The sequence below is a fragment of the uncultured Turicimonas sp. genome, assembly GCF_902477955.1.
Classification (GTDB): domain Bacteria; phylum Pseudomonadota; class Gammaproteobacteria; order Burkholderiales; family Burkholderiaceae_F; genus Turicimonas.
This window is the reverse complement of the sequence record NZ_CABSJB010000001.1, coordinates 48,557-69,237: the sequence shown is the minus strand read 5'-3', so window position 1 is coordinate 69,237 and position 20,681 is coordinate 48,557. Positions and strand designations below refer to the sequence as shown.

Sequence of the window (20,681 nt, the reverse complement as noted above, 5' to 3'; positions counted from 1 at the left end):
TTATTAACAATGAAAAGGTTGGAAGCAGGAGGTTATTTTTCTCTTACTCATTGATTTCACGTCTCTTCGTTTTTTTGAGTCATCTCAAACATTTTTTGTTCACAAAATTCGGAAATTAAGTTGAACGAAAAAAATAAAGTGTTTTCTCTTTTACAATTAATTTTTTTGACTCTTAATGACTTCAATGAAAGTTCAACTTGAATCTTTCCTACATAAACAATGGGATCGCCGAGGATTAATTTCCTGGCTCCTTTTACCGTTTTCCGCCGTTTTTATGGGTGCGGCGAAATACAGAAAAAACAAGACCGTTCCTGTGAAAATCAGAGTTCCGGTTGTTGTGGTAGGAAATATTTATGTCGGAGGTACAGGAAAAACACCGGTCACGATTGCATTAGTCAAAGAACTTCAGGAGAGAGGATGGAACCCCGGTGTAATCTCCCGCGGCTACAAAGGCAAAACCGATTCCCCTAAAGAAGTTTTAACAACCAGTGATCCGGATATTGTCGGAGACGAACCTCTTCTTATAAAAAAATCCACGAACGTTCCGACTTTTGTTTCTAAAAAGAGAGTTGCCGCTGCCGAAGCTCTGCTGAAAGCCTATCCTGAGGTCGATATTCTTATTAGTGACGACGGGCTGCAGCATTATGAACTTCAGCGTGACTTTGAAATTGCAGTTATCGGAGCCCGGGGCTTAGGCAACGGATGGGTTCTCCCCTCAGGCCCTCTAAGAGAGCCGCCTTCCCGTCTTAATGATGTTGATGCTCTGGTCCTTAACGCAACGGAAGACGTGATTTCTTCCACAACTCCGAGATATGTGGCAACCAGCGGATTTACCAACGCCATTCAATACGCAACCGGTGAAGTCATTTCTTTGGATACATTAAGCAAGATCCAAAGAAAGAAGCAATACTCAGCGGCAGCAGTGGCTGGCATCGCCGTGCCGAAAAGATTCTTCTCCATGCTCAGAGCTCACGGTTTGGAAGTGGTAGGCATTCCGCTTCCGGATCATTACGATTACGACAAAAATCCCTTTAAGGACATCAACGCTGATCTCATCTTCATTACAGAGAAAGACGCGGTTAAATGCAGAAAGCACGAAGACATTAAAAGAGACACTAGAATCTACGTCGTGCCTTTAGAAATAGTTTTAGATAAGTTCTTAATAGATTTCATTGAAGAAAAACTTTCTTCTTTGAAACCAGAGAAAAAAGCATAATGGATCCGAAATTAACACAAATACTTGTTTGTCCTTTCTGTAAGGGCCCTCTTTTGTACGATAAAGAAAAGAAAGAACTGTTTTGCAAACGCGATAAAAAAGCGTTTTCAGTTATCGATGAAATTCCCGACTTAGTGCCGGATGAAGCAAGAGATCTTTCCGATGAAGAGCTGGAGCAAAAACTGAAATGAGTTTTACCGTTATTATCCCGGCGCGACTGGCCAGCACAAGGCTTCCGAACAAGCCTCTGGCTTTAATCGACGGTATTCCAATGATTGTCAGAGTAGCTCAACAGGCTGCGAAGTCAGCAGCCTCGCGCGTCATTGTCGCCTGCGATGACCTGACGGTCCAAAAGGCGTGCGAAGAGCACGGCATCGAAGCACAATTGACCTCAAAAGACTGTGCCTGCGGTACCGATAGATTAAGCGAAGTGGTCAATAAACTTAATCTCGATGAAAACGAAATTATCGTCAATGTCCAGGGAGACGAGCCTCTTATTCCGGTTGACATCATTAATTTAGTTGCAGAAATTCTAAAAAAGGATGAAGGCTTGGCAATGGGAACGGCCGCCATTCGAATCCGTGATGCAGAAGAATTCTTCAATCCGAATGTTGTCAAGGTTGAGCTCAACAAGAAAAATGAAGCGCTGACTTTCAGTAGAGCCCCAATCCCTTGGGATCGAGATTTGTTTGCCAAATCCAAAGAATCCATTCCGGAAGATTTAGGACTGCGCCATGTCGGAATTTACAGCTATCGGGCTTCTTTCTTGAAGCAATATCCGCGCCTTTCTAAATCACCTTTAGAGACTTTCGAAAGTTTGGAACAGCTGCGTGCTCTTTGGCATGGTTACAAAATCGGTGTAGAAATCTTCAACCGTGAGATTCCTCCGGGAGTAGATACTTTTGAAGATTTAGAAAGAGTCCGGCTTTATTTCAGCAAGAAATAATGTCTCACACTAAATTATTTCTTCGATTCCTAATTTCTTTTAAAATTTAACTTTTATATTTCAATAAGTGGAGTTGTCAAATGCGTTTGATTCTTCTCGGAGCTCCAGGTGCAGGCAAAGGCACTCAAGCAGCTCTCATCACTGCCCACTATAACATTCCTCAAATTTCTACCGGTGATATGCTGCGTGCTGCTGTCAAAGCAGGTACTCCTTTGGGTTTAGCCGCTAAGAAAATTATGGATGCCGGCGAACTCGTAAGCGATGACATCATCATCGGCCTGGTTAAGGAACGCCTCCAGCAGCCTGACTGCAAGAACGGATTCCTCTTCGACGGTTTCCCACGCACAATTCCTCAGGCAGAAGCTCTGAAAGAAGCAGGCATTCCAATTGACTACGTTTTGGAAATCGCTGTACCCGATGAAGCCATTTTGGAAAGAATGAGCGGCAGACGCGTTCATCTTCCTTCCGGCAGAAGCTACCACATCAAGTTCAATCCTCCTAAAGTTGAGGGTAAGGACGATGTGACGGGCGAAGATTTGATTCAGAGAGACGACGATAAGGAAGAAACCGTTAAGAAGCGTCTTCAGGTTTACCACAACCAGACTGAAGCTTTGGTTGATTTCTATCAGAAGCTCGCTGCTGAAGGTCAATCTAACACTAAATACGTTAAAGTCGACGGTATCGGCGATGTGAAAGAAGTTAACCGCCGCATCATTGACGCGTTGAGTAAGTAATTCAGATCAGTTTCGGCCTTGCTCTTTGCAAGGCCTTATTTTTTGGATTTTGGAATGACTAAAAATATCCTTGTAACCGGAGGAACGGGATACATCGGATCCCACATGGTTGTCAGCCTGATTGAAGCCGGCTACAACCCGATTATTTTTGATAACTTCAGCAACAGCAAACCGACTGTTCTGGATCGCATCGAAAAAATTACCGGTAAGAGACCTGTTCTTATCGAAGGCGACATCCGCTTTGAGAGCGACTTAGACAAAGTTTTCACGGAGTACAAAATCGACTCCGTCATTAACTTTGCAGGGAAAAAAGCCGTCGGTGAATCCGAGTCCGATCCGCTTCTTTATTTTTCCTACAACGTCGAAGGCACTATCGTGCTTCTGCGCGTTATGAAAAAACACGGTGTCAAGGAATTTATCTTCTCCTCATCGGCCACCGTCTACGGCGATCCCGGCTATGATGAATTCGATGAATCCACTCCTCTGTCCCCGATCAACAATTACGGCCTGAGCAAGTGGATGATTGAAGAAGTTCTTAGAAAAACATTCAGAGCAGAACCCGATTGGTCAATTGCCATCCTGAGATACTTCAATCCGGTCGGTGCCCATGAAAGTGGACTCATCGGCGAAGATCCTAACGGCATCCCAAACAATCTTATGCCGTTTATTTCTCAAGTCGCCGTCGGCAAACGCGATCACTTAAATGTGTTCGGCAACGACTATCCCACTGCAGACGGCACCGGCTGCCGAGACTACATCCATGTAATGGACCTCGTAGACGGCCATTTACAAGCCCTGAAGGTACTTAATCATCAACCTCAGCTGCTTACCGTTAACCTCGGAACCGGCAGCTCCACGAGCGTTTTAGAGCTTGTACGCGCCTTTGAAAAAGCAAGCGGCAAGAAAGTTCCTTACCAAATTTGCCCGCGCCGTGCAGGAGACAAAGCGGCCTACTGGACTAACCCTGCAAAAGCAAAGACAGTCCTAAACTGGCAAGCCAAGCGTGGTATTGAAGAGATGTGTGCCGACACTTGGCGTTGGCAGAGCATGAATCCTAACGGATACGAAGATTAATCCAACACACCTATCCAACAAAAACGCCGCGAATGCGGCGTTTTTGTTTAAGCACTAGACCTCGCGGACTAGGCTAATTTTTCAGAGATGAATTTCTTCACATCTGCAATTACTTTGCCCATGCTTTCCGGTGCGTTTCCGCCGCCTTGAGCAAAGTCAGGACGTCCGCCGCCTTTACCGCCGAGTTCTGCAGCAGTGAAAGCAACAACTTCACCGGCTTTGATCTTGCCGACGAGATCTTTAGTAACACCGACTGCTACGCTCGCTTTACCCTCGTCAGACTTGAGAAGAACGATAACGCCGGACTTCAATGTGTCTTTGAGTTTGTCGATGGAATCACGAAGAGCCTTGGTTTCAACGCCCTTCATTTCAACCACCAAGACCTTGGTTCCGTTCATCTCTTCGGCCTGGGAAGCGACGTTGGCAGAAGCACTCTGTGCTAGCTTGGTCTTGAGTGCAGCAAGTTCTTTTTCAAGAGCCTTAACATCAGCCAAGGTATCGTGAACTTTGCCTAAAACCTCTCCGACCGGAGCCTTAAATTCGGCAGCAACTTCTTCTAAAGACTTCTCTTGGGCCTGGGTAAATCTTAGGGCGTTCATGCCGGTAACAGCTTCTATTCTGCGGATACCTGCAGCCACAGCGGACTCGCTGACGATCTTGAACATGCCGATATCGCCTGTTCTCTGAACGTGAGTACCGCCGCAGAATTCGCAGCTTGAACCGATGTTGAGAACACGAACGACTTCGCCGTATTTTTCACCGAAGAGCATAACGGCTTCGGTCTTCTTAGCTTCATCGATCGGCATGACGCGAGTCATTGTCTGAGTGTTTCTCAGAATTTCTTTGTTGACGATATCTTCAACTTGGAAAATCTGTTCTTCAGTCATCGGACCGTTGTGAACGAAGTCAAATCTCGTTCTTTCGCCGTTGACCATAGAACCGCGCTGCTGGACATGAGAGCCAAGCACTTCTCTCAGTGCTTTATGCATCAAGTGAGTAACGGAGTGATTTCTTGCGGTAGCAGCTCGGATATCTTCGTTTACTGTACCTGTAAACAAATCGCCGAGCTTAACGCTGCCTTCTGCAACGTAACACATATGTCCGAAGACGTCTGCCTTAATCTTGAATGTATCGTCAACTTTCAGGATTGTGGTCTTGTTCTTGAACTGGCCTTGATCGCCGACTTGGCCGCCGCTTTCTGCGTAGAACGGAGTCTTGTCGAATACGACAACGACTTCATCGCCGGATTCTGCTTCATCAACGATTTCACCGTCCTTGTAAATAGCCTCAACCTTGCAGCCGTGAGCTGTCAAAGTTTCGTAGCCTAAGAAGTTAGTCGGAGCTCCGGCGTAATCAAGACCTTGAGCCATCTTAAACTTGCCTTGTGAGCGGGCAAGTTCTCTTTGTTTGGCCATTGCAGCTTCAAAGCCTTCGATATCAACTGCAACGCCTCTTTCACGGCAGACGTCGGCTGTTAAATCAACCGGGAAACCGTATGTGTCATGCAGTTTAAATGCAATGTCGCCGCCGAGAACTTTTTCTCCGTGTGCCAAAGCTTCATTAAGAATTTCAAGACCTTTGGCAAGTGTCTGGGAAAATCTAACCTCTTCCTGACGGAGAACTTCTTGAATACGCGGATTGTTCAGTTCCGGATACTGCTGTCCCATTTCCTTAGCAACAGCCTTTACCAGCGTATTGAAGAAAAGGGTGCGGGCACCGAGCTTAAAGCCGTGACGCATACCGCGACGGGCAATACGGCGCAAAACATAGCTTCTGCCTTCATTGCCCGGAAGAATTCCGTCGGCAATAATGAAAGAACATGCACGGATATGATCGGCAATAACTTTCAAGGAAGGAGAGTTCGGATCAACGTTTTCTGCTCCGGCAGCTTCAACAGCTTCCTTAACGGCCTTCATCAAGTTCTGGAACAGATCAATTTCGTAGTTGGAATGAACGTGCTGCAAAACGGCGGAAATTCTTTCCAAGCCCATACCGGTATCGACGCTGGGTTTCGGAAGAAGATGCATTTCGCCTTTATCATCACGGTTGTACTGCATGAAAACCAAGTTCCAGATTTCGATGTATCTGTCGCCGTCTTCATCAGGACTTCCCGGAGGACCTCCGGCAACTTCTTCGCCGTGGTCATAGAAAATTTCAGAGCATGGACCGCACGGACCTGTGTCGCCCATCATCCAGAAATTGTCGGAAGCATATCTTGCGCCTTTGTTGTCGCCGATTCTTACGATTCTTTCTGCCGGAACACCGACCTCTTTATTCCAAATGTCATAGGCTTCATCATCCTCGGCATATACCGTGACCCAAAGCTTTTCTTCCGGAAGCATGAAATGCTTGGTCAAAAGCTCCCAAGCGTTTTTGATGGCGTCGCGCTTGAAGTAATCGCCGAAGCTGAAGTTACCCAACATTTCGAAGAATGTGTGGTGACGGGCTGTGTAGCCTACGTTCTCCAAGTCGTTGTGCTTGCCGCCGGCACGCACACACTTCTGAGAAGTAGTCGCACGTTTATAGGGACGCTTATCAAAACCTAAGAAAACATCCTTGAATTGATTCATGCCGGCATTGGTAAAGAGCAATGTCGGATCATCGCCAGGAACCACTGGGCTTGAAGCAACAATGGTGTGGCCTTTAGATTCCATGAACTTCAAAAAAGTTGAACGAATCTCTGAAGCTGTAAACATTTATTAATCTCAAAAATAAAAAGCCGGTTTTCCCAGCACAATAGGCAAATTTTAACAGACCGGTTATTGAGTTAACTTTCAATTGGATTAGGAAAATACGAGAAAAAAGCGGATCTAGCTTTCTAGTCCGCCTTTTTGTCAGAAATCCTGAAAAATCCTCTAAACGATCTTAGAGTATCTTCTTACTCTTTCGTCTTCTCTGAGATATCTGTCGAAGTTCATGGCTACTGCTCTGACTAACAGTTTTCCTTTCGGTGTCACGACGATGCGATCCGGATAAAGTTCAACCAAACCTTCATTGGCGAAATGCTGAAGGTTCTTCAATTCGAAAGCGAAGTACTCGTCAAACTTAACTTTGAATTTTTGTTCAATCTCTTCTTTTTGGACCATGAATTGGCACATCAAGTTCATGATGACCTGTGCTCTGAGTCTGTCGTCAGCATCAAGCATATAGCCGCGGATAGTAGCAAGCTGGCCGTTATTGATTCTTTCGTAATAAGTCGGGAGATCTCTGGCGTTAGCGGCATAGCAGCCGGAGACCTTGCTGATAGAAGAGACACCGAGGGCGACCATATCGCACTCCGGCTTAGTGGAATAGCCCTGGAAATTTCTCTGCAAAGTGCCATTTTCCTGCGCCTGCGCTAAAGGATCGGAGACTTTAGCAAAGTGATCCATGCCGATATAGTGATAACCGTTAGAAGTCAGGCGGCGGATGGCATCAAGCATAATCGCAACCTTTTCCGGAGTGCTCGGCAAATCTTCAGCGTTGATTCGTCTTTGAGCCTTGAAGTGCTCAGGCAAATGGGCATAGTGATAAAGTGCAATGCGATCCGGAGAGAGCTCGAGAACCTTATCTAACGTCTTAGCAAAAGATTTTTCGCTTTGGAACGGAAGACCGTAAATCAGATCCATATTGATGGATTCAAAGCCGTTTGCTCTGGCGGCATCCATCGTAGCCTTGGTCATTTCAAAAGGCTGGACGCGGTTAACGGCAATCTGCACTCGGTCATCGAAATCTTGTTGACCGACACTCATTCTGTTAAAGCCGGCTTTTGCCAAAACCTCAACTTTTTCAGGGGCACAGCAGCGAGGATCAACTTCAATGGAAATTTCAGCGTCCTTTTCAAGCGGGAAACGGCTGGTAAGAGTTTCCATCACTTGAACGATTTCTTCATTATTCAGGAAGGTCGGAGAGCCCCCACCGAAGTGGAGTTGTTCAACCGTACCGATACCTGTTAGAGAATCTTTAATAAGATCACATTCTTTACCTAAAGTTTCGATGTACTGGGCAGAGCGGGAGTGATCTTTAGTAATCTCTTTGTTGCAGCCGCAGTAATAGCAAATATTGGAGCAGAACGGAATATGTACATACAAAGACAAAGCCGCATCAGGTGAAACCGTTCCGCGGTTTTTCAGCACTTCTTTGTAATCTTCCGGTCCGAACTCTTTTTTGAATCTGTCGGCTGTCGGATAAGAAGTGTATCGCGGGCCGGGAACGTCAAATCGCTGAAGAATATCGAGCTCCGGCAACTCAACGCTGTTCTGTTTTGTTTCTGACATATCAACTGTCCTTTGTAATGAGAATTACTTGTTTCTTATAGTCTGTAAATCTTTTATACTCGATCGAGTCGTCTTTCTTTAAGCCGTCTTACCCCGGCAAAACTCAATTCCAAGCTTGCAAATATGGGACTTAAAAATTTTAAACAATGCTCCTCCCCCTCCTGCGGCACCTGCGGGTTGAGAAACATTTGTCTTCCCAAAAAACTAGCTTCGGAAGAGCTGAAAGCATTTGAATTCATTATCCCTCATTCAAAAAAAGTCTTCAAAGGCGATAAGCTTTTCAGAAAAGCCGACTCATTTAAAAACCTTTACTGCATCAGGATTGGGTCTTTTAAAACCAGTGTAACTTCGCCGGAAGGAACCGAGCAGGTCACGGGGTTTTATATGCCCGGGGAAGTTCTGGGTCTGTGCGGCGTCTCCTCCAACAGCCACTATTGCGATGTGACGGCAATCGAGGATGCTGAGGTCTGCGTAATTCCTTATCAGAAATTCGAAGAATTCTGCAATAAAAACAGCCAATTAAACAAAAACTTCCTGCGCGTTCTAAGTGCTGAAGTCGTCCGCGGGCATAAAAATCTGCTCTCCCTCGGTTCTCTTCGCGCTGACGAAAAACTCGCGTCTTTCTTACTTGACTTATCGCAGCGTTATGAAGCCAGAGGGTACTCGAGAACCGAATTCGTTCTAAGAATGACAAGAGGAGAAATCGGCAGTTTCTTGGGCCTTAAACTCGAAACAGTCAGCCGCGTTTTATCCAAGTTCGCCGACTCAAATCTCATCGAAATTCATCAGAAGAGAGTCCATATTCTCAACCTCGCGGGTCTAAAGGCCATTCTCACTGAAGAATGCCGGTCAGAATGACTTTCCCTTAGCTCTCATCCTAGAAAATGTCTCTTAAGACATACTGAAACACAAAGCCGGCCGGGATTACAGAATTTCCCGTATATTGCATTTTTCCGCCCTGTTTTGTAAGCATTTGATTCTTTGAAGCTAGAATTGTTATTGGGAATTGTCCTCGGACAACTTCATGACAATTATTCTAACGAGAAGACTTTGACAAAATTATCTTTCACCAGACGAAGCCTTTGTGCGGCAGCCGTCAGTGCTGCTGCCATGGTAGCCCTTCCCTCAGTGTCCTGGGCCGATGATCCAATCCGCATTGTTGTTCCTTACCCTCCCGGAGGTCCTCTTGACGTAACGGCTCGTGCTATTGCTGAAGAAGCCCGCGCTGATCTGGGAAACATTATTGTTGAAAACAAACCGGGTGCAGGCGGCAATATCGGCGTGGAATACGTCTCTAAACAAAAACCGGACGGAAAGATTTTTGTAATGGGCGCATTGGCAACACATGCCGTCAACCCCAACCTCTTCAGCAAGATTCCTTACGACCCGATCAAAGACTTCACACCGCTTACATTAGTTGCTCAGACACCTAACGTATTGGTTATTACTCCGGAATTCTCTCAGAAGACAGGCATCAAAGACCTCAAGGGCTTGATTGATTACGCCAAGAAAAATCCCGATGCTCTCAACTACGCTTCCGGCGGCAACGGATCTGCCGGTCATATGTCCGGAGAACTCTTAAAGAGCTCTTCCGGATTGAAGATCATGCACATCCCGTTTAAGGGCGCCGCCGCTGCACAAATGAGCGTGCTCTCCGGACAATGCGACTTAATTTTTGATAATCTTGCGTCTTCCGCCGCCAACATTAAAGCAGGAAAACTTATCCCGTTAGCCGTAACTACCCAGTTCCGCGCTCCGGAACTTCCTAACGTTCCGACAATGGCAGAAGCCGGTGTCCCGGGATTCGATATTTCCACTTGGTATGCTTTCTTCGGTCCTGCCAATATGGATAAGGCCATCCAAGATAGACTAAACCAAGCTTTAGTGAAGGCTATCAAGTCTCAAGCCATGGCTGTGAGATTCGAAAAAATGGGTGCGGTTGCTAAACCAGGCACCCCCGCTGAGCTAGACGCTTTTGTAAAAGCTGAATTGGCAAAATATAAGAAAATCGTCGAAGCAAGCGGTGCAAAAGTTGACTAGTTGTTTTTAGCTGTACATACGGGAGCTTAGCTCCCGTATTTTTAAAATATGATTAAAGATCAAAGAGATTTTTGGGCAGGCGTTTTATTTTCAGCCTTTGGTGCCTTTTTTTGTTTTTATGCGGTAGCTAATTACCCGCTCGGAACCGCCTCACGCATGGGTCCGGGTTACTTTCCCATGCTACTCGGCGGCTTTTTGCTGTTTCTCGGCGTGCTCATCAGTCTCAAATCTTTTTTCTTTCCTCCTCATGACGGCACCGGCATCGGGCCTTTCGACTGGCGTGTGGTTTTCGTCATCCTTGGTTCCGTATTAATTTTTGCTTTGCTTCTGCGCCCTGCCGGTTTAATTCCGGCCACGGCTGTGATGGTATTTATTTCTACTTTTGCCAACCGAAGCTACAAAATTGTTCAAGGCATCGTACTTTCTATCATTCTGAGCATCGCAGTCTGGCTTATTTTCGTCCTCGGTTTAGATTTAACCGTGCCTATTTGGCCTTCCTTTTTGAGTAAGTAGGAGGCACAAATGGATTTATTAAATAATTTGGCACTTGGCTTCAGTACGGCCTTTTCTCTCACCAACCTGCTGTACTGCTTTATCGGCGTCACTCTCGGCACGCTCATTGGCGTACTTCCGGGGCTCGGTCCGGTGGCCACCTTGGCCATGCTTTTGCCAATCACCTATTCTCTCGATCCGACGGCAGCTCTCATTATGCTCGCCGGTATCTATTACGGCTCACAGTACGGCGGTTCCACGACGGCCATCCTTGTTAACCTTCCCGGCGAGTCTGCCTCAGTCGTCACTTGCTTAGACGGCTATCAAATGGCCAGAAAAGGCAAAGCAGGCACAGCCTTAGGTCTTGCCGCTATCGGCTCTTTCATTGCCGGCTGTTTTGCTACCGTCTTGGTCGCCGCTTTCGCTCCTCCGCTGATAGAACTGGCTTTTAAGTTCGGGCCGGCAGAATATTTCAGTTTGATGGTTTTAGGCCTTGTAGGCGCTGTAGTTTTGGCTAACGGTTCCATATTAAAAGCCTTTGCCATGATCATTCTCGGTTTACTCCTCGGCATCATCGGTGCTGACGTCAACTCCGGGGCCTTCCGCTTTGACTTCGGAATCTCTGAGTTGCAGGACGGCATCGACTTTGTGGCGATTTCCATGGGCTTATTCGGCTTTACTGAAATCATGGTGAACCTGCAGAAAGGCGAAGCCAGAGAATCTTTGACGGAAAAAGTCGGCTCTATCTGGCCTTCTAAAAAAGAACTTTTAAAAGCCATGCCCTCTATCTCTCGCGGAACTTTGCTGGGTTCTTTCCTCGGCATTCTGCCGGGAGGAGGAGCGTTGTTGGCCTCTTTTGCATCTTACTCGTTGGAAAAGAAACTCGGCGGTAAAAATGCTGAACCTCCTTTCGGAGAAGGCAACATTAACGGTGTAGCCGGACCCGAATCCGCCAATAATGCAGGGGCCCAAACCAGCTTTATTCCGATGCTTACCCTGGGTATTCCAAGCAATGCCACTATGGCATTGATGATCGGCGCTTTGATGATTCACAACATCACGCCGGGACCCCAGGTTATGTCGACGAACCCCACTCTCTTCTGGGGACTTGTAGCCTCCATGTGGATTGGCAACCTGATGCTTGTCATATTAAATCTTCCTTTGATCGGCATCTGGGTTCAGCTTCTGAGAGTTCCTTACTCTTGGCTTTACCCTGCGATTCTGACTTTCTGCTGCATCGGCGTTTATTCCATCAACAACAATCCCTTCGATGTGTATATCACCATCATTTGCGGCGCTTTAGGCTATCTCTTCTACAAACTTCGCTGTGAACCTGCTCCACTGATTCTAGGATTTATTCTGGGCCCGATGATGGAAGAAAACCTCAGAAGAGCTCTGCTGTTATCCCGCGGAGATCCCACAACTTTCCTGACGCGTCCAATTTCATTGGCTCTGTTAATGATGGCGTTATTTTTGCTCCTGCTGGTACTACTGCCTGCCATTAACAAGACCCGGGAAGTCGCTTTCCAAGAAGATTAATCATCAATGCCGCCTCCGGGCGGCTTTTTTACGCCTTTTTCTGCATTGAAACGACGAATCTTTACTATTTCCCATCCCACGGCGATTAAGGCCATATAAAAGAAAGTAGAATAGAAAGACTAAGTTCCTTTATTTTTACAAAAAGAATATGTCCGATAAGAAACCTGCGGCTGGTAGCAGTCACATTACCAACTTTCTTAAAAATATAATCATTGATGACTTAGAGAAAGGCACCAACGATCCTAGACACTGGAGCGGTAAGCCGGGAACCTATACAGAGCAAATGGAAGGTCCCGTCGACGAAGCCAAGGTCAGACTCCGTTTTCCTCCGGAACCAAACGGTTATCTGCATATCGGACATGCCAAAAGCATTTGCTTGAACTTCGGACTTGCAAAAGAGTTCAAAGGCCGCTGCCATATGCGTTTTGACGATACGAACCCTGTAAAAGAAGATCAGGAATACGTTGATTCCATTCTTGGTTCCGTCAATTGGCTCGGGTTCAACTGGAAAGATGATAAAGAATGCAATTTCTACTTTGCTTCCGACTACTTCGACTACATGTACGAGATTGCCGAACATCTTATTAAGACCGGTGATGCCTACGTTGATGAGCAGTCCGCAGAGGAAATGAAAGAAAACCGCGGTTCTCTTCATGCCCCCGGCAAAAACTCTCCCTACCGTGACCGCCCTGTCGAAGAAAACTTGCGTTTATTCCGGGAAATGAGAGAGGGCAAACATCCCGAAGGAAGCATGGTTCTTCGCAGCAAAGTTGATATGGCCTCCCGAAACGTAAATTTGCGAGATCCGGCTATATATAGAATCCGCTTTGCAGACCATCACAGAACCGGTGACAAATGGTGCATCTATCCGATGTACACCTTTGCTCATCCTCTGGAAGACGTGCTCGAAAATATTACTCACTCTATCTGCACGCTGGAGTTCGAAGATCAGCGAGCCTTCTATAACTGGGCAACTGAGCGTTCAATTCCGGTTACCCGTGCTCCCTTATTTGCACTGGCCGTTGAGTTTTTAAGCGACCTTATTAATGCTCCGGAAGAAAAGAAAGAAAAATTCGTCAAAGCTGCCGTCAAATTCAAATGGAAGCTAGGTCAGAACAAAGAAGAGCAGGAAGTCCTTGCCCTTCTTAATCAGATTAAAGAAAAATTAGCAGCAGAACCTGCCGAATATGACGCGGTACTCGGCAACGAAGTGATCGATAAAATTGCTAAGGCTCCGGAACACTTCACGCCGCTGCTTTCAGATGTCTTAAGCGCGGTTGTTAAACCTAACTATTTCCTCCTGCCGCATCAGTATGAATTCAATCGTCTGAATCTGACTTACGTGGTAATGAGTAAGAGAAAACTCATTGCCTTGGTAAAAGAAGGATTAGTTGACGGTTGGGACGACCCAAGAATGCCGACTTTAGTTGGATTGAGAAGACGCGGATACACCGCAGAAGCCATGCAGCTTTTCTGTGACCGTATCGGCGTATCCAAACAGACCGGCGGCTGGATTGATTATTCCGTTCTCGAGGGCTGCCTCAGGGAAGTTCTTGATTCTTCCGCAGATAGAAGAATCGCTGTTCAGAAACCTCTGAAGCTCATCATTGACAATTATCCGGAAGAACAGATCGAGCAAATCGAAACACCCAACCATCCGCAGTATCCTGAACGCGGTTCCAGAACATTAGGCTTCTCCAAGGAATTATGGATTGAGGAGGACGACTTCTCTGAAAATCCGCCGAAGGGTTACCGCAGACTGACTTTGGCTACTGAAGAAAAGCCGGCAGCTCCTGTCAGACTCCGCCACGCTTACGTGATTGAAGCCACCCACGTTGACCGTGACGAAAACGGCAAGATTATTGCTGTTCACGCTAAATACTATCCGGAAACCAAGAGCGGTTCCGAAGGTGCAAATAACATCAAAACCAAAGCTGCTATTCACTGGCTTTCTCAGAAAGACTCTTTGCCTGCAGAGATCCGTCTCTACGACAGGCTCTTCTCCTTGGAACACCCGGACGAAGGCGGCAAAGATTTCCGCGAACTCCTTACACCGGACAGCAAGACCGTTCTGAAGTCTTACGTAGAAACTTCTTTGAAGAACGCCAAACCGGAAGACAAATTCCAGTTTGAAAGAAATGGATACTATGTTGCAGATCAAAAAGACTTTACACCTGACAATTTAGTGTTTAATTTATCAGTACCTCTTAAAGATAGTTTCAACAAAAAATAAATCTTCTTAGATGCACTTTTGGCCGCTTTCGAGCGGCCTTTTTATTAAGCTTTGGGAAAGATTTAAGCTCTATATTCCAAATTGAATATTTCTATTTTCTACGGTGCTTTATGAAAAACTTCTCTCGGCGCTCATTCCTTGCCGCATCAGCAGCCGTTGCAGCTGCCGCCCTTCCTGTAGCTTCTTTCGCCTCCCCGGCCAAAGTTCCCGTCATTTGGGATGGTCAAAAAATGTGGGATTCTTTCCTTAAAGACGGCACGGGCTTTTCTTCTCCGAACGGTGAAGGAAAACCTCTGGCATTAGTCGCTTTTGATACTCAATGCCCGGATTGCATGACGCTGCAAAAGAGAATTAAACCGCTTGAGAAATACATTCACGTTATTTACTATCCAATCTCTTATCTAAACATCCACTCTGAGCCGCAGGCAACAACTATCTTGACTAGCCCGGATCCTTACAAAGTTTTCGAGCAGCAGCATGAGTACTTCAAAGATCCTGACTTCCGCGGCATCCGTTACGACATTTCCAAGCTACCGGAAAACGTAAGAAATAAAGTTTGGACAAATACCAAGATTCATAGAAGAGTGGGTTGCAGAGCCGTTCCTTACGGCGTGTTCAAAACAACTGACGGCAAGTATCTGCCTTTTGATGAAAACCTGACCACAGCTGAATTAGCTAAACTGTTCGGCATCAAAGACTACAAAGAAGAATAAGAATCCATTCCTCGGGCGCCCCATGTCTGAGGTCGAAAAACGGCTGGAAAAGCTTTTGCTTTTCGGCCGTTTTTCATTTGTTCCTTCCCTTATTATGCCGATACTTACCGGCTGTTTCCTTAAGCAAAACAGAGACTGCTTGCTTCTCAGAAGAATATTTTCCTTATTATTCAAACTGTTCTTCAAGTATCTTGAAACGGGCACTGCTTCCCTTCCCGCAGGACCTTTTAACTTATTATGTTTCATAATATTTATTCATTTTTGAGGAGTAGTTATGAGTATCTTTGGCACAATCATGGAAAAACTTGGTTTCATGAAGAAGAAAGCTGCAGATGCTGTTCTTGGATCAGAAGCCCAGGCGGCAGAAGCTCCCGCTCCTACTTCTGATGCTGCCCCAGCACCGGCACAAGAACCGGCAGTTGTAGAAGCCGCAGCTGTTACAGAAACCCCGAATCAAGAAGTTGATGTTGTTGCAGTCTGCGAAGCATTAGCCGCCAAGAATCCGGAAAAATTAAACTGGAAGAGCTCCATTGTCGATTTGCTCAAATTGTTAGGCCTTGACTCTTCTTTAGCCCACCGTAAAGCTCTTGCGGAAGAACTCAACTGCCCGAAAGACTTAATCGGCGGTGACTATTCTCAGATGAACGTTTGGCTTCATAAAGAAGTTATGAAACAGCTTGCCGAAAACGGCGGAAAAGTTCCTGACGATCTTAAGAACTAATCAATAAGTAACCTAAGGCTGTTTTCCCGGAAACAGCCTTTAGCTCTCAGCCTATGTTGTCTTACGTCTGTCTGCTTATTTTTCTCATCGGATCGGGTTTCCTTATCGGATACTCCGATTCTTCTTGGCTATGGGGAATCATTCCTACCCTAATAGGCGGTTTCTGGGGGAGTTTCAACAGCCGATTCGCCAAGCTGCTGCTCAATCCTCAGACCACTCCGACACAACGAGAAAAGCTTTTGGAAACAACACGTGTCCTCACCATCATGTGGACGTTTCTTTCCATTATCTTTGTTGCAATGGGTTACTCCTTTATCTATTTTTTAGAGCCTTCCCTCTGACCTCGGCAAAGAAGAATTTCAATCTAGCTATAATTAATTTTCGTTTTAGAAGTCAGGCTTTTTGGCCTCAAAGAAATGAAAATTTTATCTTTAAGATTTGAAAACCTCTCCCCTTTCTCCGGATCGTATTCAATAAATTTTGATTCGGCAGACTTTTCGCAATCTAAAACATTCTCTATTTTGGAAAAACAAGGCGGGTCAGGGAAAATTATTTTAGACGCCATTTCTCTAAGCCTCTTCGGAAAAACTTTTTTTGAGGAAGGAAAGACTTCGGAAATTTCGCTCTCCTCTGACAAAACCGGTCCTGCCGCCGCTGAAGTTACCTTTACATGCAGCGGCGTAAAGTACAACGCCTCTTGGAAGGCTGTGCCCACTGCCGCCGGTCATTCAATTTACCGAGAACTTCGAAACGAAAACAACGAGCTCGTAGATGACAATCTTCAAACAGTCTCTAATTCCGTATCTTCTCTCCTAGAACTTACACCGGAGGCTTTTAACAAACTCGTATTCCTGGATCTGAGAAATTTCTCTCCCCTCCTTGGAGGAGATCATGCAGCAAGAGAAAGTGCTTTATCCAAAGTATTCGGACAGTTCGGCTTGGACAACCTGCCGGTCTTGACTAAAGAAGTTGCAAAACAAAAAAGAATTGCAGCGGACGTTTCCCGCAGAATGCTCAATGCTTTTGAAATCCTTCCGCCGGAAAAAGAGAATCAGCTGACATCTCAACTGGCAAATCTGAAACAGTCGATAATGGCCTTAAAGAGCTCCATTAACGACAATGCTCAAGCCATTTCTTGGCTGCAGAAATTAGACTCCCTGAAAGAAGAGCTCCAAAGACTTCTCAAGGAAGAAAGTCTTCTTAAAGCAGATGTTGCTCGCTTTGATATAAAAAAACCGGTTCTTGAAAAAGCTGTCCGTGCTGAAAATTTAACTTCGGAATTTATTGCCGTTAAAAATTTGCGGGAGCTTGTCAGTAAACAAAAGAAAGCTTTCGACGAAGTCAAAACAAAGGTTTCTCATTGCAGCGAACGTGTTAAGAACGCACGGCAGAACCTTCAGGAAAAAGAAAAACTGCTTAGGAATGCCGAAGGAATCTATAACTCTAAACATGCCATAGCTCAAAAGGCATCGGAGCTAGGCCAGCAGGCTGCTCATTACAAATCTCTGGCAGAAAAAGGCCGTAACCTTCTGACCGACGAGTCGGAGAAGCTCAAAAATGCATCATCTGCATTGACCTCTTTCAAAGAAAGCTTGGCTCTGGAAAAAAACAAACAACAGCAGTTGGTAAAGAAAATTTCGGACTGCGGCGGAGATGAGAAGCTAAAGAACGAACTTTTTGATTACCAGAATAAAATCGAAGCCTTTGATTCCTATTCTTTTGAAAAAGAAGAGGTCGCCAAAGCCCAGAAATCCTATCAGCGCGAGCTGGAAAAAGCCCGTTTGGATACGCAGGAGAATGAGTCTCTCCTTGCTGCATTGAAAAAAGAAGAACTTGTCCTTCAAGGCGATATTGCGGCTAAAAACCGCCATATCAGCAAAGGGCTCGGTAATCTTACGGAAGATACGCTGATTCAGGATCTGCAGGTCTACGACAAAAAATTAGAAGGACTCAGTTCTCTCGAGGTACTCAATGAAGAACTCATCGACCATTTCGAAAGACTTAACGCTGAAAAAGAGACACTTAACAAAAATACTTACGAAAGCAAAGTTGCTTCTGTGATTTTGAACGGTTCTATACAAACTTATAAGGATAAGCAGGCCATCGTTGCTGATTCGGAGACCATTTTACTTTTTCAGCAGAAAGTTAAGATTTTAGAGCCTCAAAGAAAAGAACTGGAAAACGGGAAACCGTGCCCGCTTTGCGGAGCGATTCATCATCCCTATGCCTCTTCCATCCCCTTTTCTTTCAATGCTGAAGAAAAGCTCAAAGAGGCAAAAGAAGAGGCCAGAAAGGCAGCATTGTCCCTGGCTGAAGCTCAAAACAAATACGATACTTTGTCTAAGGCTATCGAGAACTCCGGACTTTTGATTCAACAGCTCAACTCTTCTGTTGAAGATCTTAAAAGCCGCATACTCGGCCTGTCCTCCCAACTGGAATTAAACGGTTTGAAGGAAAAGAAGCCGATTACTTGGACGCAAATCATTAAACAGAAAAAGACTTTCATTGCGAACAAAAGAGAAGATCTCAGCAGCAAGATCGAACAGATTCAGACTTTCAAACAGGCAGGTTCCGAACTTTTAATTAAACTCGGAAAGGTCCAAGCAAGCATCAAAGAGCTGACTGAACGAACTGAAAAAAGAAAGATGGACATCATCGACATTTCTAATTTGCTTCAGCAAACAAATGTTCGGGAATCTCTGCTTACTTCTAAGCAAGAAGAGCTCTTTAAAGAACTGGAAAGGTTCTATTTACGCTTCGGCATTAAGGTTTCTTCCATTGCTTCAATCAAACAGCAATTCGTGATCTTGGTTAAACGCAGAGAAACCTATGTAGATTCAACAAATGACCTGCAAATCGTTGAAGCTAAAATTGAAGAAATTTCTTTGAGCCAACAAGAATGCCAAAACGAAATCAATACGCTTAAAAACAAAATTTCCGCTATTGAAACTGAAATTGCACGCCACGACAGCGAAGAAAAGAAACTGCTCAAAGAAAAACAAGATCTACTCGGAAGTTCTAGTTCCGAAGAGTTCGAAGTGTCTGCCAGAGAAGAACTTGAACAAGTTCAGCTCGCCTATCGAGAAGCGGAGGAATTGTTTAATCAAAGAGAAGATGAATTTCAATCTGAAGAAAGCAACGGCTTGACAACAGAAAAGGTTTATCAAGACCTCGTTGAGACAATCGAGAAAAAGCAAGCCGAATTTGAAACCAAACTCAAGGAAGCAGGATTTGTTTCGGAAGCTCAATTTACTGCTTCAAAGATTACGGCACAGCAAAAAGAAGAACTTCAGAAGCAGAGCGATGATCTTACTGTCCGTTCTCAAGATCTTTACGGCAGAAAAGAAGCTTTAACGCAGGAAATCGATAGCCTCTCAGCACAGAATTTGACCTCTCAGTCTTTGTCTAAACTTCGTGAAAGCTTAGAGAAGAATGAAGCTGAACTCCAGGTTTCCCTACTCAGAGAAAGCGAAATTTCCGAGGAAATTGAACACAACCTCTACACAAAGCAAAGATACGAAAGAGAAAGCCAAGAACAAAGAAAGAGAGAAAACGAGAGCTTGCGCTGGGAGGACTTTTCCCTTCTGTTAGCCTCTCCTGCTAATAATCGAAATCACTCTTTCCTTTACCCGATTGCTTTTGACATTCTGCTCGACTTCTCGAACAAGCAGCTTGCTTTCTTGAATCCGAGATACAGCTTATCCATCGATCGTTCGGATCCTTTAAAACTTCTGCTTGTCGATGAATACAAGAGAGAACAGCCGGTCTCCTTTGAGAAAATGACATCGGAAGAAACTTATTTGGTGTCTTTGTCTTTATCTTTGGGCTTTACTCAAATGATCGGACAATTAAGAAACGCTGACCTTGTTTTTATCGGGAAATCAGCTGTTTCCAGCGATGTTAGAAACCAACAGTATCTTTTAGCTGCGGTTTCTAAACTGAATCAGCAAGGAAAGATGGTAGGAATGTTCTCTGAGGATTTTGCCCTCAAAACCGCCGAGCCTCTATCTATTGAATTTGACCTAAATTCCATACATCAAATTAAAGGGGCCGGAATCCGCACGAATTTGACCTAGTCAGCTGTTGGCTCTTCCTCCAACTCTATTAACACGGCCCCGGAAGTCATGTTAGTGAGCTTGGAGGAAAATTTTTCTATCTCCTGTTCGGGCATTTCTATCTCGAGCATGACGTCCATTCCGAACTCTTGGCACCTAATGGTCCCTCTGAATTCCGGAAGCGTCCGGAGAATTAAAGTGAGGAACTTGTGCTCCACCGTGACCTTGAGAGAGCGGACGATCACTTTTTCGCAAGTAGGAAGCGTCTCCAACGCTTGCCGAACGCTCGATTGATAGGCTTTAACAAGACCTCCTGTGCCTAACAGCGTTCCTCCGAAGTAACGTGTCACCACCGCGGTTAGTTCGCCGATTTCGCAGTGTATTAACACCGTAAGCATAGGCTTGCCGGCCGTCCCGTGAGGCTCTCCGTCATCGCTGGCGCCGATTTGTGCGGTAGACCCTGCTGCACTTGCATTAAAGGCCCAGCAGTTATGAGTGGCATCCGCGAACTCTTGTCTGATTTTCTCAATAAACCGCTTGGCTTCTTCCGGCGTCTTCGTATGAGCGACCGAGGTGATGAACCTGCTTTTCTTTATGATTTGTTCTGTTCTATGAAAGGTTCCCGGAGCCAAATCCGGGACTTGATAGGTATCTGCCGTCAT

The 20,681-nt window shown here is 45.5% G+C and carries 17 protein-coding genes; 14 read left to right on the top strand and 3 right to left on the bottom strand.

The genetic code is table 11. The features are described 5' to 3' along the window. Window positions 1-184 precede the first annotated feature (184 nt). The 5 genes from lpxK (at window position 185) to galE (ending at window position 3,970) form a co-directional block, all read left to right on the top strand. Entirely contained in the window at window positions 185-1,216 is a 1,032-nt protein-coding gene (gene lpxK, locus RDK53_RS00340; RefSeq protein WP_308512758.1) for a tetraacyldisaccharide 4'-kinase, read from the top strand. After that, window positions 1,216-1,407: a Trm112 family protein gene (locus RDK53_RS00335; protein ID WP_066590826.1), complete on the top strand. Its 192-nt coding sequence runs from the start codon at window positions 1,216-1,218 to the stop codon at window positions 1,405-1,407. Before lpxK ends, RDK53_RS00335 begins: the two co-directional genes overlap by 1 nt. Beyond that, complete coding sequence (kdsB, locus tag RDK53_RS00330; protein WP_308512757.1) at window positions 1,404-2,162, top strand: 3-deoxy-manno-octulosonate cytidylyltransferase; 759 nt, start codon at window positions 1,404-1,406, stop codon at window positions 2,160-2,162. The genes RDK53_RS00335 and kdsB overlap by 4 nt, the downstream gene beginning before the upstream one ends. 80 nt (window positions 2,163-2,242) lie before the next feature. Then, complete coding sequence (adk, locus tag RDK53_RS00325) at window positions 2,243-2,896, top strand: adenylate kinase (protein ID WP_277036426.1); 654 nt, start codon at window positions 2,243-2,245, stop codon at window positions 2,894-2,896. A 54-nt stretch (window positions 2,897-2,950) separates the two neighbouring features. Continuing rightward, window positions 2,951-3,970, top strand: coding sequence for a UDP-glucose 4-epimerase GalE (galE, locus tag RDK53_RS00320; protein WP_308512756.1), 1,020 nt, complete (start codon window positions 2,951-2,953; stop codon window positions 3,968-3,970). Window positions 3,971-4,038: 68 nt separating this feature from the next. Here the strand turns inward: galE and alaS are convergent, their stop codons facing one another. Then, window positions 4,039-6,666: an alanine--tRNA ligase gene (alaS, locus tag RDK53_RS00315; RefSeq protein WP_308512755.1), complete on the bottom strand. Its 2,628-nt coding sequence runs from the start codon at window positions 6,664-6,666 to the stop codon at window positions 4,039-4,041. Between the two features lie 159 nt (window positions 6,667-6,825). Then, entirely contained in the window at window positions 6,826-8,226 is a 1,401-nt protein-coding gene (gene hemN / locus RDK53_RS00310) for an oxygen-independent coproporphyrinogen III oxidase (protein ID WP_308512754.1), read from the bottom strand. 123 nt (window positions 8,227-8,349) lie between these two features. On the opposite strand from hemN, the gene RDK53_RS00305 reads away from it, so the two are divergent. The 9 genes from RDK53_RS00305 (at window position 8,350) to RDK53_RS00265 (ending at window position 20,040) form a co-directional block, all read left to right on the top strand. Beyond that, on the top strand, window positions 8,350-9,084 hold the full coding sequence (locus RDK53_RS00305) for a helix-turn-helix domain-containing protein (RefSeq protein ID WP_308512753.1): 735 nt from the start codon (window positions 8,350-8,352) through the stop codon (window positions 9,082-9,084). Between the two features lie 252 nt (window positions 9,085-9,336). Beyond that, window positions 9,337-10,266 carry a Bug family tripartite tricarboxylate transporter substrate binding protein gene (locus tag RDK53_RS00300; protein WP_374041546.1) on the top strand — a complete coding sequence of 310 codons (930 nt, stop codon included), beginning with the start codon at window positions 9,337-9,339 and terminating at the stop codon, window positions 10,264-10,266. Window positions 10,267-10,314: 48 nt separating this feature from the next. Then, a complete protein-coding gene (locus RDK53_RS00295) occupies window positions 10,315-10,779 on the top strand; it encodes a tripartite tricarboxylate transporter TctB family protein (protein WP_308512751.1) in 465 nt (154 codons plus the stop codon). Window positions 10,780-10,788: 9 nt separating this feature from the next. After that, window positions 10,789-12,297: a tripartite tricarboxylate transporter permease gene (locus RDK53_RS00290; protein ID WP_308512750.1), complete on the top strand. Its 1,509-nt coding sequence runs from the start codon at window positions 10,789-10,791 to the stop codon at window positions 12,295-12,297. Between the two features lie 148 nt (window positions 12,298-12,445). After that, complete coding sequence (locus tag RDK53_RS00285; RefSeq protein ID WP_308512749.1) at window positions 12,446-14,530, top strand: glutamine--tRNA ligase; 2,085 nt, start codon at window positions 12,446-12,448, stop codon at window positions 14,528-14,530. 110 nt (window positions 14,531-14,640) lie between these two features. Next, entirely contained in the window at window positions 14,641-15,243 is a 603-nt protein-coding gene (locus RDK53_RS00280; RefSeq protein WP_308512748.1) for a thioredoxin fold domain-containing protein, read from the top strand. Between the two features lie 274 nt (window positions 15,244-15,517). Then, window positions 15,518-15,964: a DUF3597 domain-containing protein gene (locus RDK53_RS00275; protein ID WP_308512747.1), complete on the top strand. Its 447-nt coding sequence runs from the start codon at window positions 15,518-15,520 to the stop codon at window positions 15,962-15,964. Between the two features lie 53 nt (window positions 15,965-16,017). Beyond that, complete coding sequence (locus tag RDK53_RS00270) at window positions 16,018-16,305, top strand: lysine transporter (RefSeq protein ID WP_308512746.1); 288 nt, start codon at window positions 16,018-16,020, stop codon at window positions 16,303-16,305. A gap of 180 nt (window positions 16,306-16,485) precedes the next feature. After that, complete coding sequence (locus RDK53_RS00265; protein ID WP_308512745.1) at window positions 16,486-20,040, top strand: AAA family ATPase; 3,555 nt, start codon at window positions 16,486-16,488, stop codon at window positions 20,038-20,040. Here RDK53_RS00265 and RDK53_RS00260 read toward each other — a convergent pair. After that, window positions 20,037-20,681, bottom strand: coding sequence for a YigZ family protein (locus tag RDK53_RS00260; protein ID WP_308512744.1), 645 nt, complete (start codon window positions 20,679-20,681; stop codon window positions 20,037-20,039). The genes RDK53_RS00265 and RDK53_RS00260 overlap by 4 nt on opposite strands.

What these genes read in the sequence shown, in the direction of transcription:
- RDK53_RS00260 (WP_308512744.1), bottom strand. Translation starts at nt 20,681, where the DNA reads ATGACGGCAGATACCTATCAAGTCCCGGATTTGGCTCCGGGAACCTTT.
- adk (WP_277036426.1), top strand. Translation starts at nt 2,243, where the DNA reads ATGCGTTTGATTCTTCTCGGAGCTCCAGGTGCAGGCAAAGGCACTCAA.
- RDK53_RS00305 (WP_308512753.1), top strand. Translation starts at nt 8,350, where the DNA reads ATGGGACTTAAAAATTTTAAACAATGCTCCTCCCCCTCCTGCGGCACC.
- galE (WP_308512756.1), top strand. Translation starts at nt 2,951, where the DNA reads ATGACTAAAAATATCCTTGTAACCGGAGGAACGGGATACATCGGATCC.
- RDK53_RS00285 (WP_308512749.1), top strand. Translation starts at nt 12,446, where the DNA reads ATGTCCGATAAGAAACCTGCGGCTGGTAGCAGTCACATTACCAACTTT.
- kdsB (WP_308512757.1), top strand. Translation starts at nt 1,404, where the DNA reads ATGAGTTTTACCGTTATTATCCCGGCGCGACTGGCCAGCACAAGGCTT.
- hemN (WP_308512754.1), bottom strand. Translation starts at nt 8,226, where the DNA reads ATGTCAGAAACAAAACAGAACAGCGTTGAGTTGCCGGAGCTCGATATT.
- RDK53_RS00290 (WP_308512750.1), top strand. Translation starts at nt 10,789, where the DNA reads ATGGATTTATTAAATAATTTGGCACTTGGCTTCAGTACGGCCTTTTCT.
- alaS (WP_308512755.1), bottom strand. Translation starts at nt 6,666, where the DNA reads ATGTTTACAGCTTCAGAGATTCGTTCAACTTTTTTGAAGTTCATGGAA.
- RDK53_RS00280 (WP_308512748.1), top strand. Translation starts at nt 14,641, where the DNA reads ATGAAAAACTTCTCTCGGCGCTCATTCCTTGCCGCATCAGCAGCCGTT.
- lpxK (WP_308512758.1), top strand. Translation starts at nt 185, where the DNA reads ATGAAAGTTCAACTTGAATCTTTCCTACATAAACAATGGGATCGCCGA.
- RDK53_RS00275 (WP_308512747.1), top strand. Translation starts at nt 15,518, where the DNA reads ATGAGTATCTTTGGCACAATCATGGAAAAACTTGGTTTCATGAAGAAG.
- RDK53_RS00270 (WP_308512746.1), top strand. Translation starts at nt 16,018, where the DNA reads ATGTTGTCTTACGTCTGTCTGCTTATTTTTCTCATCGGATCGGGTTTC.
- RDK53_RS00300 (WP_374041546.1), top strand. Translation starts at nt 9,337, where the DNA reads ATGGTAGCCCTTCCCTCAGTGTCCTGGGCCGATGATCCAATCCGCATT.
- RDK53_RS00295 (WP_308512751.1), top strand. Translation starts at nt 10,315, where the DNA reads ATGATTAAAGATCAAAGAGATTTTTGGGCAGGCGTTTTATTTTCAGCC.
- RDK53_RS00335 (WP_066590826.1), top strand. Translation starts at nt 1,216, where the DNA reads ATGGATCCGAAATTAACACAAATACTTGTTTGTCCTTTCTGTAAGGGC.